Here is an 18143-nt window from a genome sequence, read left to right as displayed (position 1 = left end):
GCCGGACGTACGGGACGCGCCCGGTGCGCCCTGGGCTCCGGGGGTGCCCGGTGCGCCGGGGGTACGGGGTGTCTTGCGGGTGTCCGGGGTCCCGGGGGTGCGGTGCGCGGCGGGGGTCCCGGGCGCGCTTGTGGAGGCGTTCCCGGGGGTGCTCCCGGGGGTGCGGGGGCCGCCGGTGGCCGCGCCCGTCGCCGGGCCGGAGCCACGGGGGGTGCGGGGGCCGGTGGGGGCGCCGGTGCCGCTGGTGGGGCCCGCGGGGGTGCCGGGGCGCTCGGCGGAACCGGCCTGGGGCCGGGTCCCGCCGCTGTCACGGGCGCCGCTGTCACGAGCGGCCTTGCCGGGCGCTCCGGAGGGGCTGCCGGTGGCCGCGGGGCCGGGCGAGCCGGGCTTGCCGGGATTCCCGGGGTTCCCGGGCTTGCCGGGGTTCGAGGTGCCGCCGCCGGAGGCGGTGGAGCCGGTGGGACGGGAAGCGCCGGTGGGGCGGGAGGTGCCCGGTCCGCCGGGGCCGCCCGGCCCCGAGGAGCCCGCGCCCGGCCCGCTCGGCCTCGCGGAGTCCCCACCGGAGGCGCCGGGCGCACCGGACGCGGTCGGCTTCGCGGAGCCCGCGCCGGACGCACCGGACGGGGGTGAGCCGAAGAAACCTCCGCCGGACCGCGCCGGGCCCTTCGGGGGGGTGCCGGCGGGCGGGGCGGAACGGCCCTTGTCGTCGGCCGGGCGACCGCCCGGTGTACCGGAGGGCCGGGCGGCCGGGCCCGGGGCGTCGGACGCCCCGCCGGCGGGCCCGGTGGCCGGGCGCCGGGACGGGCGTGCGTCAGGGTCCGCCGGACGGCCGGCGGACCGGTCGCCCTCGACGGACGGCGGCGGTGCGGCGTCCGCGGGGCGCTCGGGCTCCCTGCCCGGCGTGCCCTCATCGTGCTGCTGCGGCTCGTCGCTCATGGTTCGCGGAACTCCCGATTCACGTTGTGCGCCGGATACATCTGATGCTGGGTCGTGCGGTACTGCTGTCGCTCCTGCGGGTACTGCCGGGCCGGTCGCACCGAACGGGTCCGACATGACGGGCTCACAGGTCCCGTGCGGGCCATACAGGGGCATGCGGGGGCATACGGGATGATCCGCCCGCTAAACCTAGGCGCCCCCACCCATAACTTTCGCACCCCCGCTCGAAAGCCACGGGCGTGGCACGCGTCGGGCACGGAAATACCGTGGTACCGCACGTCCCCGGACGCTAGGGTTCGGCGCTTCGGCCCGTAACAGGAGACGACGTAAACGGGGAAGGGGTTGTACGTGCACACCGGCCGGTTGTACGCGACCGTCGCCGCCGGTGGATTCCGGCGCTACGCCACATACCGCACAGCCACCGCCGCGGGGGTGTTCACCAACACCGTCTTCGGCTTCATTCTCGCCTACACCTACATCGCCCTCTGGGACGAGCGGCCCGGTCTCGGGGGCTACGACCAGGCCGACGCCCTCACCTTCGTCTGGATCAGCCAGGGTCTGCTCGCCGTCGCCTCCGTGCTGGGCGGCGGGTTCGAGGACGAGCTGATGGACCGTATCCGCACCGGCGACATCGCCGTCGACCTGTACCGGCCCGCCGATCTGCAACTGTGGTGGCTGGCCGGGGACCTCGGCCGGGCCGCGTTCCAGCTGCTCGGCAGGGGTGTCGTCCCGATGGCGGTCGGCGCGTTCTGCTTCACGCTCACCCTGCCCGCCGACCCCCTCACCTGGCTCGCCTTCCTGCTGGCCGTCCTGCTCGGCACCGTCGTCAGCTTCGCGATCCGGTTCGTCGTCGCGCTGTCCGCGTTCTGGCTGATGGACGGCGCGGGTGTGGCGCAGATCGCATTTCTCGCGGGCGTCTTCTTCTCCGGGATGCTGCTGCCGCTCGCGGTCTTCCCCGGGACGCTCGGGGAGATCGCCCGCGCGCTGCCCTGGTCCGCGATGATCCAGGTGCCCGCCGATGTGTTCCTCGGCAAGAGCACCGGCACGGACCTGCTCGGGGCTTACGCCTTCCAGGCCGGATGGGCCCTCGCCCTGCTGCTGACCGGACGGCTGCTCCAGGGCGCGGCGACCCGCAGGGTGGTGGTCCAGGGTGGCTGACGAACTCCGCACGACGTCCGCACCCGGCTCCGTACCCGGGACCCCGTCCGTACCCGGGACCGCAGCGGTACCGGGCACTTCATCCGCACCCGGTGACGGCACCGCGTCCGTACCCGGCTCCGCCGCGGTGTCCGGCTTCGGTGAGCGGGAGGGGCCCTGGACACGGCTGCGGGACGGGCTGCGCGCCTACCGGCTGATCACCGTGATGTGGATCCGTTCCACGATGACCTACCGCGCGTCGTTCGCGATGAGCCTGTTCGCCAACCTCGTCGTCACCTCGTTCGACTTCGTGGCGATCCTGCTGATGTTCTCGCAGGTCGACTCGCTCGGTGGCTACACGCTCCCCGAGATCGCGCTGCTGTACGGGGCCGCCGGTACGTCCTTCGGACTGGTCGACCTCGCGCTCGGCTCGGTGGACCGGCTGGGGCGCCGGGTCCGGGACGGCACCCTCGACACGCTGCTGGTCCGCCCGGCGCCGGTGCTCGCACAGGTCGCCGCCGACCGCTTCGCGCTGCGCAGGCTCGGCCGGATCGTCCAGGGCGCGCTGATCCTGGGGTACGCGCTCGTCACCCTCGACATCGAGTGGACCCCGCTGAAGGTCCTGATCATGCCGCTGATGGTGCTGAGCGGGGCCGGGATCTTCGCGGCGGTGTTCGTGGGGGGCGCGGCGTTCCAGTTCCTGGCGAAGGACGCCGCCGAGGTGCAGAGCGCGTTCACGTACGGCGGGGTCACGATGCTCCAGTACCCGCCGGCCGTGTTCGCCCTGGACCTGGTGCGCGGGGTGACGTTCGTCCTCCCGCTGGCCTTCGTCAACTGGCTGCCCGCGCTGTACGTCCTGGGCCGCCCGTACCCGGTGGACCTGCCGCCCTGGGTGCCGTTCACCGCCCCGCTGGTCGCGATAGCGGCCTGCGCCGCCGCCGGACTCGTCTGGCGGGCGGGACTGCGCGCCTACCGCAGCACGGGCAGCTAGCCGCACCCGTCCGGGGCCCGCCCGCCCCGGACACCCCGCCGACCGGACGCGAGGAACTGGGAAGGACCGCAGAACATGGACGAGACCGCCGAAGCCTCTGAGACCGCCGAGACCGCTGAAGCCGCCGAGGCGCGGCGAACGACGACCGCCGGGGACCGCGCGGGCGCCACCGGCACCGCCACCGGCACCGCCACGGGTACGGGTACGGGTGTCGGCACAGGTACAAGCACAGGTACAAGCACAGGCATCGGACCCGTCACCGGACCCGGACCCGGACCCGTCACCGGGGATGTGCTCATCAGCCTCGACGGGGTCGAGAAGGTCTTCGACGTCCGCCGCCGTACGGGCTTCCTGCGCCGGGAGACCCGGGAGGTCCGCGCGGTCGACTCGCTGACCTTCACCGTGCCGCGCGGCGAGATCGTCGGCTACATCGGGCCCAACGGCGCCGGGAAGTCGACCACGATCAAGATGCTGACGGGCATCCTCACCCCCAGCGCCGGCCGTATCCGCGTCGCGGGCATCGACCCCTCCCGCGAACGCACCCGGCTGGCCCGCCGGATCGGCGTCGTCTTCGGCCAGCGCACCACCCTGTGGTGGGACCTGCCGCTGATCGACTCGTACCGGCTGGCGCACCGTATGTACCGCATCCCCGACGCGCGCTACCGGGAGAACCTCGACCGCTGCGTCGAACTCCTCCAGCTCGGCGAACTCCTCGACGTACCCGTCCGTCAGCTCTCCCTCGGCCAGCGGATGCGCGGCGACATCGCGGCGGCCCTGCTGCACGACCCCGAGGTGCTCTACCTGGACGAGCCGACGATCGGTCTCGACGTGGTCTCCAAGGCCCGGGTACGGGAGTTCCTGCGGGACCTCAACGCCGAGCGGGGCACCACGGTCCTGCTCACCACCCATGACCTCACGGACATCGAGCAGTTGTGCCGCCGGGTCATGGTCATCGACCACGGACGGCTGGTCTACGACGGCCCGCTGACGGGGCTGCACGAGGTGGGCGAGAGCGAACGGACCCTGGTGGTCGACCTGGAGCGCGAACTCCCGCCGATCGACCTCGGTGACGCGGCCCGGGTCGTCAAGGTCGAAGGGCCGCGCCAGTGGCTCGCGTTCCCCGCGCGCGGCTCGGCCGCCCCGCTGGTCGCGCGGATCGCCGCGGAGTACCCGCTGGCCGACCTCTCGGTCCGCGAGCCGGACATCGAGGCGGTGATCGCGCGGATGTACGCGGGCCGGCCGGGCGTCTGAGCCCTGGTCCGCCCCTCCGTCGGCGGGGAGCCTCGTAGTGCGAACTGCACCGAACTCGTAGGCTTCTCATATGACGGACGCAGAACCTTCCCCCGCCGACCCCGAACGCCGGCCCGCGAAGCGGCCCTCGACGGACCTGACCCCGTCGGAGCTGCGCGCCGCGGACGCCGACCGCGAACGGGTCGCGGAGATCCTCCGGGACGCCGTGGCGGAGGGCCGTCTCGACATGACGGAGTTCGAGGAGCGGCTGGAGGCCACGTACGCGGCCCGTACGTACGGCGAACTGGAGCCGATCACCCAGGACCTGCCCGCCCTCGGTTCCGCGCCCGCCGCGTCCCTGGCGAAGGCGGCACGCCCCGGTGAGGTGTCCGTCGACTGGCAGCACCGCATCGGGGGCGAGCCCACCTCGTCGCTGGGGGTGGCCGTGATGAGCGGGTTCAGCCGCCGGGGCCGGTGGACCGCGCCCCGCAGGTTCAACGCGTTCGCCCTGATGGGCGGGGGTGACATCGATCTGCGGGAGGCGAACTTCGCGGACCGCGAGATCGTGGTCAACTGCTTCGCCGTCATGGGCGGTATCGACGTGATCGTCCCGCCCGGGGTCGAGGTCGTGGTGCGCGGCATCAGCATCATGGGCGGCTTCGACCAGCCCAAGGACGACGGCGCCCTGCACGACCCGGGCGCGCCCCGGGTGATCGTCACGGGCCTGGCGTTCTGGGGCGGTGTCGACGTCCGCCGCAAGCTCACCAAGGCGGAGCGGGAGCGGGTGAAGGCGGAACGCGAGCGGCTCAAGCTGGAGCGCCGGGCCGCCCGCCGCCAGCTCAAGAACCCGCCGGACACCTCCTGACCCACCGCGGTACGGGTACGGGAACCTGTCCCGGTACGGTCGCAGGGCGGCGGGCGGCTCACGGGACGACATCGCCCATGACCCGCCCGCCGCCCTGCGACCGGCCGCCCCTCCCGAAGCGGCCCCCGCCCCCTCCGAAGCCGTGGCTCAGGCCCAGGGAAGGGCCCGGGCTCAAGCCCCCGGAAGGGCAGGGGCCGTCATGACCACACCCCGTGGGACACGGCGTAGATGAGCAGGCCCGCGAGGGAGCCGACGACCGTGCCGTTGATCCGGATGAACTGGAGGTCGCGGCCGATATGGGCCTCGATCTTCCGTGACGTGTGCTCCGCGTCCCAGCCCGCGACCGTGTCCGTGATCAGCGAGGTGATCTCGTCCCGGTAGGTGGTCACGACGTACACCGCCGCGCCCTCGACCCAGCCGTCGACCTTCGCCTGCAACCGCGCGTCCGTCGACATCCGCGCCCCCAGCGACAGCAGGGACGTGCGTACCCGCAGCCGCAGCTCGCTGCGCTCGTCCTCCGCCGCCGCGACGATCATCGCCCGTATCGAGGACCACGCCGAGGCGATGACGTCCTGCACCTCACCGCGCGCGAGCACCTCCCGCTTCAGCCGCTCGACCCGCGCACGGGTGTCCGTGTCGGACTGGAGGTCGGACGCGAAGTCCGCGAGGAAGCGGTCGACCGCCCCGCGCGCGGGGTGCTCCGGCATGTCACGCATCTCGGTGACGAAGCGGAGCAGCTCCTTGTAGACCCGCTCCCCGACCTTGCGGTCCACGAACCGGGGCGTCCAGCCGGGCGCCCCGCCCTGCACCGCGTCCATCACGGAGTCCCCGTGCTCCACGAGCCAGTCATGGGCCCGTACGCACACCAGGTCCACGATCCGGCGGTGACCGCCGTCCTCGACGACCTTCTCCAGCAGCTTGCCCATCCCGGGCGCGATCTCGTGCGCGTTGGCCCGCCGGGTGATCGCCTCCCCGACGATCGCCTGCACATCGGAGTCCCGCAGCACGGTGAGCGCCCCGCGCAGGGCCGTCGCCAGCTCGGCGGTGACCCGGTCGGCGTGGTCGGGCTCCGCGAGCCACGCGCCGAGCCGGTGCCCGATCCCGACGGACCGCAGCCGCCCGCGGACGACCTCCTGCGACAGGAAGTTCTCCCCGACGAACTCGCCGAGGGACACCCCCAGCTGGTCCTTCTTGGTCGGGATGATCGCCGTGTGCGGGATCGGCAGCCCGAGCGGACGCCGGAACAGCGCGGTGACCGCGAACCAGTCCGCGAGCGCGCCGACCATCCCGGCCTCGGCCGCGGCGGCCACATACCCCGCCCAGGCGCCCGCGCCGGAGTTCTGCGCCCACTTGGCGAGTACGTACACGACGGCGACGAAGACGAGCAGTCCGGTCGCGAACATCTTCATCCGCCGGACCCCGCGCTGCCGCTCGGCGTCCGCCGCGCTGAACGTGAACCCCCCACGCCCGAGCGGCCCCCCGGCCCCTCCGGACCCCTTCGAGCCCCCGGAGCCGCCCGCCCGACCGGAGCCGGACCCCCCGGCCCCGCCGGACCCGTTCATACCGCCGCTACCGCCGACCCCACTCGTACCGTTGGCGCCACTCGTACCGTGGTCACCGTCACCGTCACCGTCACCGTTGCCGTTCCCGGGGCGGGTTCCGTTCCCTCCGCCGGGGGGCGGTTCGCCGTCGTCGTCCGGGGCCGTGTCCGGGCCGGTCGTGCCGGGCGCGGGCAGGGCAGCCCAGGCGGGCGTACTCTCCCGCCCGCCGGTCGAACCGGCCTGCTCCGCGCGTTCCATCCGCTCCATCCTCCGTGGTCCGTCCTGAATGCCGGTCGTGCGTGGGCGCCGGCTGGGGCGGGGGTACCGCCCGCTGTCCCCTCACCTTCTCAACTTCTCGGCCTTTCGACCTCTTCACCCCTGATCGGGCCGCGCCCTCTCCCTCCCCTACTCCTGGAACGGCGTACGAGTTCCCGGCGTCCTGAAGGAGGGGTGCGGCGGTGCCGGTACGGGTATCCGTGCCGGCGGAGGAACCCGCCCCCGGGACCTGTCCGTCCCGTACCGCATCATGAGGATGAGGTCATCACACCGGAGCCCCGGGCTCCCTGCCCGAGGAGCGAACGACCGCATGACCGAGCGTCACGACAGGGACCCGGGCACGCCCCGCCGAGGTGGGACCCTGCTGGCCGCCGTGCTCTCCGTGGCGGTACTGGTCTCCGCCGGCGTCCACAGCGTTGTCCCGGGCGGGCCGGACGAGGACGGTGTCCGCGCTGTCCAGGGCGGTGCCGGGCCCGGGAAGGCCGCGGGGAACCCGGCCCGGGGGTCCGCGCGGGCGGACTCCGCGTCGGCGGGCGGCTGGGCGGCGACCTGGGCGACCGCGCCGGTGGGTGCCGAGCCGCGGACGGGGGCCGACGGGTGGGCGAACCGCTCGCTGCGCAATGTCGTGCACACCAGCGCCGGCGGCACCGGCGCCCGGGTGACCCTGTCCAATCTGTACGGGGCCGCGCCGCTGAACATCACACACGCGTCGCTCGCCGTGGCGGCGGCACCGGGTTCGGCGGCGGCGGAGCCGGGGACGCTGCGCAGGCTGCTGTTCGCGGGGCGCCCGTCCGTGGTGGTGGCGCCCGGGGCGCAGATCGTCTCGGACGCGGTGGCGCTGCGGGTGCCGGCCGACACGGACATGCTGATCAGCACGTACTCGCCGACGCCGTCGGGTCCGGTGACGTACCACCCGAGGGCGCGCCAGGTGTCGTACGTCGCGCCGGGCGACCAGGCAGGTTCGGTGGGCGGCGCCGGGTACGCGCGCGGTGCCCAGGTGTGGCGGTACGTGACGGCGCTGGACGTGCGCGGTGGCGGGGCCGAGGGCACGGTCGTGGCGTTCGGCGACTCACTGACCGACGGGGTGACGGCCACGGTCGGGGCGGACCGCCGCTGGCCGGACGTCCTCGCGGACCGGCTCGCGCAGCGGCGGGACGGGCCCCGGTACGGGGTCGCGAACCTGGGGATCAGCGGCAACCGTCTGCTGTCGGACGGCGCGGGACGCCCGCCGGGCAACCCGAGCGGATGGTCCCGCTTCGAGCGGGACGTCCTCGACCGGACCGGCGCCCGGGTGGTGGTGGTCGCCCTGGGCATCAACGACATCCTGCGCACCCCGCACGTCACCGACCCGCGGCACATCACCGAGGGGCTGCGGGACCTGACCCGCCGGGCCCGTGCCCGCGGACTGCGGGTCGCCGGCGCCACGCTGATGCCCTTCCACGGCCACCGTGGCTACCGCCCCGCCCTCGAAGAGGTCCGCCAGGCGGTGAACGCGGAGATCCGCTCCGGCACGGTCTTCGACATGGTCGCCGACTTCGACCACGCCCTCCGCGACCCCCGCCACCCCCGAGCCCTCCACCCCCACTACGACTCGGGCGACCACCTCCACCCCAGCGACGCGGGCTACGCCCGCATGGCCGGGTCCCTGGACCTGACGGCTCTGCGGGGGGATGCTCCGGCGGAGCTGTGAGGGCACGTCGGCACGGAAAGTGACGGCGGCGCTGTCCCGCCGGGCTGCCAGCGTGCGGGGAACCCGGTCCGCCCGGGTTTCCCATGGGGCAATATCGTCGTGGTGTTGATTGCTGTGCGATCCGCGCGCTGTGGCGGAAGCCGGTGCGCGTATGGCGCAGACTGTGGAAGGTCGCGTTGTCAGTGGGGTCTGTCACCCTCTGTGATGAGGGCGCTGTGAGGCGTCAGCGGGGAATGGGTCAAAGGAGGGTGCATGACAGGCACTGAGGAGCACGGTACGGACCGTGTCCTGGAGGACAAGCCGGAGTTCACGTCGATTGAGATCTGCGCGGGCGCGGGAGGCCAGGCCATCGGTCTGCACAAGGCCGGATTCCGGCATCTCGCGCTCGTGGAGATCGATCCGCACGCCGGGAACACACTTGAGAAGAACATCGAAAACCAGCCGGGCTGGGCGTGGGAGAAGAAGTACTGCGATCTCGTATGCGGGGACGTCAAGGACTTCAAGCCGGAGGACGATCTGGAGAAGAGCGCGGTCTGGCGCGGCCAAGAGCTTGATCTGCTGGCGGGCGGGGTCCCGTGCCCGCCCTTCTCCCACGCGGGCAAGCAGCTGGGCAAAGCGGACGAGCGCGACCTCTTCCCGGAGATGCTCAGGCTCGCGCGGGAACTCCAGCCCCGGGCCGTGATGATCGAGAACGTCCGCGGCATCATGGACCCCAAGTTCGACGAGTACCGGGAATGGATCACCGGCGAGCTGGAGAACGGCTTCCCGGACGACAAGGGCATCCCGCGCGGCCCCCGCTACACGGTGGGCGAGTGGGATGTGCTCGAAGCCAGCAAGTTCGGTGTTCCGCAGCTCCGTCCGCGCGCGATCCTCGTCGCTTTCCGCAGTGATGTCATCAAGGACCTGAAGTACGAGTGGCCCAGCCCTACCCATGACGAGGTCGTACCCGTGGTGGAGGCCCTGGCCGCCACGATGAAGGAGCGCTACGAGGCGTACGCGGAGGGGCCGCACGCGGAGCAGGCCCGCGCTGCCCATGAGCGTTGGACCAAGCGGGCGGGCGACCGGCACACTGAACTGCTCGGCAGGGGCGGCGGTATCGCGCCCACCCTCGTCGGCGGATCGAAGAAGCACGGCGGCGCGGATCTCGGACCCAGCCGGGCGAAGGCGGCCTGGAAGCAGCTCGGCGTGAGTGGCCTGGGCGTCGCCAACGACCCCAAGGTGTGCCGGGCCAAGGAAACGGAAGACCGCGACCTGTTTGGCGCCGACGGTCCGATGCTCACCGTGCAGCAGGCCGCGATCATCCAGGGGTTCCCGCCCGAGTGGGAGTTCACCGGCGGTAAGACAGCGCGCTACCGGCAGGTCGGCAACGCGTTCCCCCCGCCGGTGGCCGCCGCTGTCGGCGCCTCCATCATCCAGGTGCTGGAAGCCGCGCGCGAGCGTGACCAGTCAGGCAAGGGCGCACCCCGGCGGGGCTGACCCCGCCTGGGCGGGGGCCCGCTCAGCCCGGTGCGGGCCGCCGCCGCTCGACCTCCGCCGCGATCCTGACGGCGCAGTCCTCAGGTGGCTCGTGCTCCCAGAAACGGAGTACGAGCCACCCGGCCTCGGCAAGCCGGGTGTCGGTGTCCCGGTCGCGTGTCACATTGACGGCGACCTTGCCGGACCAGTACTCCTCGTTCGTCTTCGGCCGCACATAGTGCTCCGGGCAGCCGTGCCAGTAGCAGCCGTCCACGAAGACCGCGACCTTCGACGGCCGGAAGACCAGGTCGGCGGTCCGCCGGAGCCCCGGAAGCGGCTTCGCCGAGACCCGGTACCGCAGCCCCCGCGCGTGCACGAGCCGGCGGATCAGCCACTCCGGCTGGGTGTCCCGGCTGCGGATGGCCTGCATATTCCGCCGCCGTGCGGCGGACGAAGCCCAGGACCCCGCTGGCCGTTCCCAGGTTTCCGGATCATTCATCGCCGGAGATTCCCACGTCACGGAGCATCTGTGCCCTCCGGTCCGCCGGCAGCGACTTCTTACTTCTGATGATATTCCGGGCGATGGAGGGCAGCTTGCCGAGATCGACCTCAAGGGAACGCAGTTCGTATCCGCCCTGTTCGTTCCCGCTGCCGGTGGGGTGTACATCAAGACCCAGCTCGCGCAGTTCCCGGATCCTGCGCTCGGTATGCACATTGTCCGCCGTGACGATCCGGATAATGGCGGCTGGCACCGGTCTTGCCAGCTGTTCGTGAAGCAGGGCGAAGATCCGCTCATGCACGGAACTGCCGTACGGCACCCGCAGTATGGACTCCGGAATCGCGTGACCGTAGCGCGCGGTCAGCTCCCGGAGAATGACCCCGCGCACGTGGTGGAAAGCCGCGTCGGAATCGGGGAGATACATCTCCATCCTGGCCTGGACAGCCCTCGCCGTGACTTCCTTGGTGTAGGCGTAGCTCTCGAAGAGCTCCATGGGGCTGGCGTGGGAGTCCACCTTCTCCAGCAGGCTCCGCAGCGCGTGCTCGGCGTCCGGCTTCAGCTTCCGCCACTCTCCGCCGGGCGGCTGCTCTTCTGTCACGGGTGCGGTCCTCTCCTGACGTACACATTGCGATGGGGCGGGTCAGCCTACGGTTCTGCCCGCGGGGCGCGGTCCAGCTGCTGTGCGGCAAGCCGCTGCACGGCCCGGCGCTGCTCCAGTGGCAGCAGCCCCAGGGAGCGGACGAACCACGGAGCGATCCGCGTGGAGCTCCGGTAGGGCCACTCGCCCAGCCGCAGTGCGTCCCCCGGTATCCAGCCCGGCTCTGCGTCGGCCGACCACGCGGCGGCCGCGATGGAGACCAGCGGCTCGTCTTCCTGGGGCTCGCGCCGCCCGAGCTGAACCGTGACTCCGATCAGCCACCAGACAAAGAGGTGATCCAGCAGAGCGGCGGCATAGCCGTCGAGACCTGCCGCCTTGCTGGCGGCCTCCGCCAGTTCCGGGGGGTGCGGTGTGAGAGGGGCTTCCTCCTCCGTGATCTCGATCCGCGCCGGAGGTATGGCCGCGCGGTCGATCTCGTCATAGGTGGCCGCGGCGATCTCCGCGTGCAGGAAGCCGTCCACACCCCGGTAGAAGTGCCCGGGTGTCTCGATGCGCAGCTCCGCTCCCGTGCGGTTCCTCAGTTCGCTCATCAGCGACGGCCAGGGCCGTGCGGCCCGCCCGTGCTCAGCGGGCTGGTACCAGTCGTCCTTCATATCCGCGGAGACGAACAGCAGCCGTTTCCGGCCGTCCGGCATGGTCAGACGGTCGATGACCTCTTCCCACAGCAGATAGTCGCCCGCAGCCGACAGCGGTGTGCCCTTTCCGGCGTCTTTGAAGCCCGGCGGTATCTGGTTGGGAAAGCGGTAGGAGACAGCCTCTGTCACGCGCTGGCGGACAACTGGCGGACTGGGAGGGTCCGCGATGTTCTCACCGAACAGCGCGGCCACTCGCGGCAGTACGGGGTCCTCGGTATCGACAGACCCGGGTGCCAGGTCATGGTCCTGCTTCAGCGCCTTGACCTGGTCGATAAGGGCCGTCTTCCACTCTCCTAGCAGTGTGTCGACAGCCTGGCTGGAGATCTCCGAGGCGAGCTGTTCGCTGGCCTCGGCGTCCCGCGCGTATTTGACGAGCAGGCCCTGGACCAGTTCCCTCGCCGCGAGAATGGCCTTGTTGGCCTCGCCGAGCCGCCTGTTGACATTGCCCGGGGCGTCATTGAGTGCCTTCCGCCGCTCCGCGATGACACGGTGACGGCCCTGGACGAACTCCAGCCCCACCTGATGGGGCAGCCAGAGCCGGTCCCGTACGCTGCTCAGCGCGTCCAGCACCTGCTCGCGTGCCGCTGGTGTGTACTCGTAGAGACTCAGCAGCACATTGGTGTCGAGGACGATCAGCGCGTCGGTGAAGAACGCGGACCGGTCAGGCTCGCTCCCCGCGGTGTCCGCACGAAGCCAGTCCTGGTACTGCCTGATCAGAGGGAGTTCGTTCTCCGGCCCTTGCATGAGGGGATTCCTTCGCCCGGGTGGATGTGGTCACAGTGCTGACGGCTGTGCCGCGCTACTCGTCTTCGGCAGCAGCGGGCCCGGCTCGTGCGGATCTTCCGGCCCGGCGAGTACCCAGGCCGCACCGTCCAGATCCACCCGTGGCCGGCTGGCGTGCCGGGCGTTCGCCGTGACGACCCGCACGCTCACGAACTCGCCTTCCCGGGGGACCGGGACACCGAGTTCCGACGCGATGCGCTGGTGGCTCGCGTAATCGCCCATGATCAGGATGCCCTCCGCGCGCAGGGCCGACCGGGACCCGCCGTTGCCCCGCACCCGCTTCATATAGTCCTTCTGCTGAGCCACGGTGCGCACGACGTTCCGTCCTATCCGGCGGCCGCGGGCCCGGCGGAACAGCTCGTTCAGCCGTGCCTGGCCCGACGCCGGGGCGAAGACGGCCGCGCGGTCGGCCGGGTCCATATGGAGCAGGACGTTCTCGGGGAGATCCAGGTGGTGCGCCGCGGTGCCCGGCTGTCCCGGGCCGCGCTGCCACAGCCAGTGGATCTTGTCACGGTGCTTGGCGCTGAGAGTCAGCTTGAGGTCGCGGTTATTGCCGCCGTTCAGCCACTCACGCCGTACGCGCAGCAGGCCGGCGCTCCAGAGCGACCGGCTGTCATCCGCCCACACCAGCAGACAGATATGGCCCAGGGCCTCCGGAGGGATCATCCACCCGCCGAACTGCTGTGAGAACTTGCAGTCCACATCGACACCGGCGATCCGGTAGTCCATGCTCACGCCGTCCCCGAACCGGAACCGGCGCTGGAGATTGATCTCGACGAGAGTGCCGGCGTGGGTCTTCTCCGTCTTCAGGAGGGTCTTCCAGTCGTACCGGCCGGTGGTTTCCCCGTCGAGCAGCTGATCGATGGTCTCGCGCAGTACGGCGCTGAATCTGTCCCCCGTGGGGTCCAGCTGGAGGATGTCCTCCCGTACCGCGGAGATCTCCAGGTCAGGCGCGCTGTCATCCGGTATGGCCGGAACTCCGGGGACAGCGGGGTCTTCGGGCAGGGGCATCACGGTCAGTGCCTTCACTCTCCAGATATCAGGATGTACGCCGGGGCCGGGGGGAGGGCCGTCATCCCGCCCCGTGGCACTCCCCGTACCCCCGGCCCGAGCCGCACCAGCACGGGGCGGTCGGGGGCGGGGGCCAGGGTTCGGCTCGGCCTCGGGCCGCGAGGGTGGTGGTGTACTGGGGGAGGAGCGAGGTGTCCGTGGGGGAGGCGGCCTCGGAGGCGGCGAACGCCTCGTACGAGGGGACCGTGGCGGTGACGATGCCGAGGTTCGGGGTGCCGGACGCGGCGAGTTCCCGCAGGGAGGACTCTATGGTCGCCAGGTGCTCCTCGTGGGAGGGGTACTCCTCGGCCAGCGACGGGTACGCCTCGACCAGCTCGGCGAGTTCACCGGCCGGCCAGTGCAGGACGGCCACCGGGAACGGCCGGGACAGGGCCGCCCGGTAGGCGCCGAGTTCGGCCCGCAGCCGGGAGATCTCGGCCTTCAGCTCCGCCGGGTTGTCCGACCCCAGCGACCACACCCGCTTCGGGTCGTGCAGCTCGTCCAGCGACACCGTCCCCGTGTGCAGACCGTCCGCCAGGGTGTCCCACGCGTCATGCGGCTCGCCCAGCATGCGCCGCACCCGGTGCCGCCCGTACAGCACGGGACGCACCTCGGCCGGGGGCCGCTCGGCCCCCGGCTCCACCAGCAGCGCCGCCGCCTCGGTGAACGTGTCGTGCGCGGCCTGGAGTTCGTCGTGGGACTCCAGGGCCTCCGCGACGATCACCCAGGGCGCGGGGTGCGGCGGCGCCGCCGCCCGGACGCCGTCGATGATCGCGCGGGCCTCGGCCTCGTGCCCGTACTCCCACAGGTTCGCGGCCTTCAGGGCCCGCACCAGGGCCGGGTTCTCCAGCGGGGCCGCCAGGTCCGGTGACAGCAGGCGGTCGTACAGGGCGCTCGCGCGCTCCCGTTCGCCCGCGAGTTCCAGATGTGCGGCGGCCTGGGACAGCAGTTGCTCGGCGTCCTCGGGGTATCGCCCGGCTGTGCGCTCCAGGCGGTCGGCTTCTGCGACGTGGTCGGCGGAATCGGCGTGTTCGGCAGGCGTGTCGGGGCGCATGGATGACACCGTACTGCGGCCGGTGGGCGGGGGTGGGGGAGCGGGCTCCTTCACCGGGGCGGGAGCGGGCTCCTCCCCAGGGGCGATGACCCGGCGGGCCCGCATCGGGTATAACGGCGGGAAGAGACGGACTTCGGCCGGGAGGCAGTACGTGGACCGCGCGGGCGGGACGAGGAGCACGGCGGCACGGACCGGGCGGTCCGGCCGCTCCGGCGCGCCGTCCGCGCGCCACGCGCTCCTGCTGCTCACCCTCCTCCTCGAACCGCTGCTGCTCCTGCTCGCCGACACCGGCGGTCTCGCCGCCGCCGTCGCCCTCGCGGCGACCACGGCCGCCACCGCCTTCGCGGTCGGCTCGCTCATGGCCGCGCGGCGGGTCCCCGCCGTACCGCGGACCCGGGTGCGCACCGCCATCCGCGACCGGGAACGGCGCACCGCCTTCCTGCCGCAACGCGACCCCGACGCCGCGGGCCGCCCCCGCCCCAGGGCCCCGGGACTCCCCGCCCTGACGGCCGTCTGACCGACACCCGCAGCCTCCCGCCCGGCCCTTGTGCCCGGCGTCCCTGACCGCAACCCCGCCCGCCCTGTCCGGGCCGGCCCCCGTCCTCGTACGGGAGGTCCGCCCCGTACGGGAGCGTGCGTCCGGGCGGTCCGGGGCCCGGTCCCTGGCCGGGAGCACGTCCCACCGTGAGGGCACCGCCCCCGGTACGGAACGGGCTGCCATGGGTGCCGGCGCGCGCCATGCCGTCACGCCGGGGCGAGGACCCATGTCCGCGCCCCCTCGCGTCCGTCTCCCGGCACGACCTCTCCCGGAAGGGCCCCCGCGCCATGTCCGTCTTCGCCGATCTCGTCGCGCGTCTCGCCGACCTGCTCGACCCCCTGTTCGCCGGTTCCGCCACCGCCGCGGCGATCGTGTTGTTCACCGCGTGCGTACGGTTGCTCGTCCATCCCCTGTCCCGGGCCGCCGCCCGCGGGCAGAAGGCGAAGGCCGCGCTGGCGCCGCGCGTCGCACAGCTGCGGGTCAAGCACCGCAAGAACCCCGAGCGGCTCCAGCGTGCCGTGCTCGAACTGCACGCGGCGGAGAAGGTGTCGCCGCTGTCCGGCTGTCTGCCGAGTCTGCTCCAGGTGCCCGCGTTCTTCCTGCTCTACCACCTGTTCTCCAGCACCAGCATCGGCGGCGAGGCGAACGCCCTGCTCGGGCACTCGCTCGGCGCGGCGCCGCTGGGCGGACGCTGGGCCGACACCTGGGCCGACGGCGGGGTGTTCGGGAGCGCGGGGCTCGTGTACCTCGTGCTGTTCGCCGTCGTCGCCGGGGTCGCGACGTTCAGCTACCGTCTGGCGAAGACGCAGATGGCCGCGGCGGAACTGCCCGCCGGGGCGGGCGGGCAGCCGCTGCCGGGGATGGACACGATGGCTCGGGTGATGCCTCTGGTGTCGTTCCTGACGTTGGTCACGGTTGCCGTGGTGCCGTTGGCGGCGGCGCTGTACGTGGTGACGAGTACGGCGTGGAGCGCGGCCGAACGCGCCACCCTGTACCGCGGCGCCGCCCCGTCCGTACTCCCGGGCTGACCGCCTTCGCTGGCGCTTCGGGGTTCCCCACCTGGACGTACTTGTTCCCGTGCGGGTACGTCCGGGGGTGCGCAGTTCCCCGCGCCCCTGGATGCTGCCCCCTTGCGGTCGCTTCTCGGGTGCGGGTCCGCCCTCGTCTTTTGCGCAGTTCCCCGCGCCCCTGGATGCTGCCCCTTCGGGTTGTTCGCCGGGTGCGGGTCGGCCCTCGTTTTCGCGCAGTTCCCCGCGCCCCTGAAGGGGCGCCCACCTGGGGCTGTCGTCAGTCTGCGGGCCGACGTCAGCCCTGGACGGGGTTGAACCCCCTCCTCTCGCAGTCGCGCTGCTGCGGGAGGGGGTGGGCGGGAATCTCTGCCCGCAGACTCCGATGCTCTTCAGTCGGGTCGCTGCACGTCGTACCGAGCGTGTCGGATCGAGGACGGAGAATCCCGACCGGCACCGACCCGAAGAACAAGCCGGATGCGCCCCAAAGGGGCGCGGGGAACTGCGCACAACCACCGAGCGACAGCACAGGAACGGAGTGCGCCCCGCCGGACAGACCTCAAAAGCGCAAGCGAAGGCGACCCGCGGGGAACTGCGCACAACCACCGAACGACGGCACAGCAACGAAGTGCGCCCCGCACAAGAAACCCGGCGAGCGACGGCGCAGGAAACAAGTACGCCCAGCCGGACAGGCCTCCGCGTCACACGGGAATCCGTACCGCCGCCCCCTCCTCCGCGGACCGCCGAGCCGCGGCCAGCACCTCCAGCGTCCCCGCGGCCTCCCGCGCCCGCACGGGATTCGCCCCCACCCCCCGCACCGCGTCCGCCACGGCCGCGTAGAACGCCGGATAGTCACCCGCCAGGGTCGGCTCCGGCCGCCCCCCACCCGTCAGCGGGGACTCGCCCGAGCCCACCCGGCCCCACAGCGACTCGGGCTCCACACCCCACCCGCCGTCCCCGCCCGCCCCGGGCCTCGCGCCTTCGCGCAACGCCGACTCCTGCGGATCGAGGCCGTACTTGACGTAACCGGCGCTGGAGCCGAGCACCCGGAAGCGGGGCCCGAGCTGCGCGGCCGTCGCGGAGACGTACAGATGCGAACGGACCCCGCTGGTGTGCGTGAGCGCGAGGAACGTGTCGTCGTCGGCCTCGGCGCCGGGACGCCGTACGTCCACCTCCGCGTACACCGTGTCCACCGGGCCGAACAGGACCAGCGCCTGGTCGACGACATGGCTGCCGAGGTCGTACAGCAGGCCGCCGATCTCCTCCGGGTCCCCGGACTCCCGCCAGCCGCCTTTGAGCTGCGGACGCCACCGCTCGAAGCGGGACTCGAACCGCCGTACCTCCCCCAGCTCACCGCCCGCGAGCAGCCGCCGCAGCGTGAGGAAGTCGTTGTCCCAGCGGCGGTTCTGGAAGACGGACAGCAGCAGCCCGCGGGACTCGGCGAGCGCGTCCAGCTCCCGCGCCTCCGCGGCCGTGCCGGCCACCGGCTTGTCCACCACCACCGGCAGACCGGCCCGCAGCGCGGCGGTGGCCAGCGGCACATGGGTCCGGTTGGGGGACGCGACGACGACGAGCCCGAGCTCACCCGTCCGGGACCACAGCTCGTCGGTGCCGTCGGCGATCCGGACCCCCGGGTACGTGGCGCGCACCCGTTCCTGCCGCTCGGGGTTGGCCGTGACGACGGTGTCCAGGACGAGGCCGTCCGCCGCGGCGATCAGCGGGGCGTGGAACACGGAGCCCGCCGCCCCGTACCCGATGAGCGCGACACGGAGGGGAGAGTTTCCGGCTGTGGTCATGG

The 18143-nt window shown here is 72.5% G+C and carries 15 protein-coding genes; 8 read left to right on the top strand and 7 right to left on the bottom strand.

What is annotated here, in order from left to right; genetic code table 11:
- Positions 1-1278 precede the first annotated feature (1278 nt).
- The 4 genes from AB852_RS33295 (at position 1279) to AB852_RS33280 (ending at position 5159) form a co-directional block, all read left to right on the top strand.
- Complete coding sequence (locus tag AB852_RS33295; RefSeq protein WP_079185097.1) at positions 1279-2094, top strand: ABC transporter permease; 816 nt, start codon at positions 1279-1281, stop codon at positions 2092-2094.
- A 127-nt stretch (positions 2095-2221) separates the two neighbouring features.
- Positions 2222-3064, top strand: a complete 843-nt coding sequence (locus AB852_RS33290) for an ABC transporter permease (RefSeq protein ID WP_073794433.1) — start codon at positions 2222-2224, stop codon at positions 3062-3064.
- A gap of 75 nt (positions 3065-3139) precedes the next feature.
- Positions 3140-4315 (top strand): ABC transporter ATP-binding protein, encoded by a 1176-nt coding sequence (locus tag AB852_RS33285; protein WP_245877012.1) that lies wholly within the window; start codon positions 3140-3142, stop codon positions 4313-4315.
- A gap of 70 nt (positions 4316-4385) precedes the next feature.
- On the top strand, positions 4386-5159 hold the full coding sequence (locus AB852_RS33280; protein WP_079185095.1) for a DUF1707 SHOCT-like domain-containing protein: 774 nt from the start codon (positions 4386-4388) through the stop codon (positions 5157-5159).
- A 197-nt stretch (positions 5160-5356) separates the two neighbouring features.
- On the opposite strand, the gene AB852_RS33275 is transcribed toward AB852_RS33280, so the two are convergent.
- Positions 5357-6721 (bottom strand): DUF445 domain-containing protein, encoded by a 1365-nt coding sequence (locus AB852_RS33275; protein WP_073794424.1) that lies wholly within the window; start codon positions 6719-6721, stop codon positions 5357-5359.
- Positions 6722-7286: 565 nt separating this feature from the next.
- Here AB852_RS33275 and AB852_RS33270 point away from each other — a divergent pair.
- Together AB852_RS33270 and AB852_RS33265 are read left to right on the top strand one after the other, a co-directional pair.
- Positions 7287-8666, top strand: a complete 1380-nt coding sequence (locus AB852_RS33270; RefSeq protein ID WP_073793885.1) for an SGNH/GDSL hydrolase family protein — start codon at positions 7287-7289, stop codon at positions 8664-8666.
- A 252-nt stretch (positions 8667-8918) separates the two neighbouring features.
- Complete coding sequence (locus tag AB852_RS33265) at positions 8919-10142, top strand: DNA cytosine methyltransferase (RefSeq protein ID WP_073793884.1); 1224 nt, start codon at positions 8919-8921, stop codon at positions 10140-10142.
- A gap of 22 nt (positions 10143-10164) precedes the next feature.
- Here AB852_RS33265 and AB852_RS33260 read toward each other — a convergent pair whose 3' ends face one another.
- The 5 genes from AB852_RS33260 to AB852_RS33240 form a co-directional block, all read right to left on the bottom strand.
- On the bottom strand, positions 10165-10620 hold the full coding sequence (locus AB852_RS33260; RefSeq protein ID WP_073793883.1) for a very short patch repair endonuclease: 456 nt from the start codon (positions 10618-10620) through the stop codon (positions 10165-10167).
- Entirely contained in the window at positions 10613-11218 is a 606-nt protein-coding gene (locus AB852_RS33255) for a hypothetical protein (protein WP_073793882.1), read from the bottom strand. The genes AB852_RS33260 and AB852_RS33255 overlap by 8 nt, the downstream gene beginning before the upstream one ends.
- A gap of 47 nt (positions 11219-11265) precedes the next feature.
- Positions 11266-12657 carry a PIN-like domain-containing protein gene (locus AB852_RS33250; RefSeq protein WP_073793881.1) on the bottom strand — a complete coding sequence of 464 codons (1392 nt, stop codon included), beginning with the start codon at positions 12655-12657 and terminating at the stop codon, positions 11266-11268.
- A 30-nt stretch (positions 12658-12687) separates the two neighbouring features.
- The gene (locus tag AB852_RS33245) at positions 12688-13707 is read right to left on the bottom strand and encodes a NaeI family type II restriction endonuclease (RefSeq protein WP_073794422.1); all 1020 of its coding nucleotides are present in this window, start codon (positions 13705-13707) and stop codon (positions 12688-12690) included.
- A 61-nt stretch (positions 13708-13768) separates the two neighbouring features.
- Entirely contained in the window at positions 13769-14800 is a 1032-nt protein-coding gene (locus AB852_RS33240; RefSeq protein WP_073793880.1) for an SEC-C metal-binding domain-containing protein, read from the bottom strand.
- 151 nt (positions 14801-14951) lie between these two features.
- On the opposite strand from AB852_RS33240, the gene AB852_RS33235 reads away from it, so the two are divergent.
- Together AB852_RS33235 and AB852_RS33230 are read left to right on the top strand one after the other, a co-directional pair.
- Positions 14952-15317: a DUF6412 domain-containing protein gene (locus AB852_RS33235; protein ID WP_399547496.1), complete on the top strand. Its 366-nt coding sequence runs from the start codon at positions 14952-14954 to the stop codon at positions 15315-15317.
- A gap of 308 nt (positions 15318-15625) precedes the next feature.
- A complete protein-coding gene (locus AB852_RS33230; protein ID WP_073793879.1) occupies positions 15626-16366 on the top strand; it encodes a YidC/Oxa1 family membrane protein insertase in 741 nt (246 codons plus the stop codon).
- A 680-nt stretch (positions 16367-17046) separates the two neighbouring features.
- Here AB852_RS33230 and AB852_RS33225 read toward each other — a convergent pair.
- The gene (locus AB852_RS33225) at positions 17047-18141 is read right to left on the bottom strand and encodes a Gfo/Idh/MocA family oxidoreductase (protein ID WP_073793878.1); all 1095 of its coding nucleotides are present in this window, start codon (positions 18139-18141) and stop codon (positions 17047-17049) included.
- Positions 18142-18143 lie beyond the last annotated feature (2 nt).

Source organism: Streptomyces uncialis, from assembly GCF_001905345.1.
GTDB lineage: Bacteria > Actinomycetota > Actinomycetes > Streptomycetales > Streptomycetaceae > Streptomyces > Streptomyces uncialis.
Note: the sequence above shows the minus strand (reverse complement) of the source record. Positions and strands in the feature narration are given on the sequence as shown.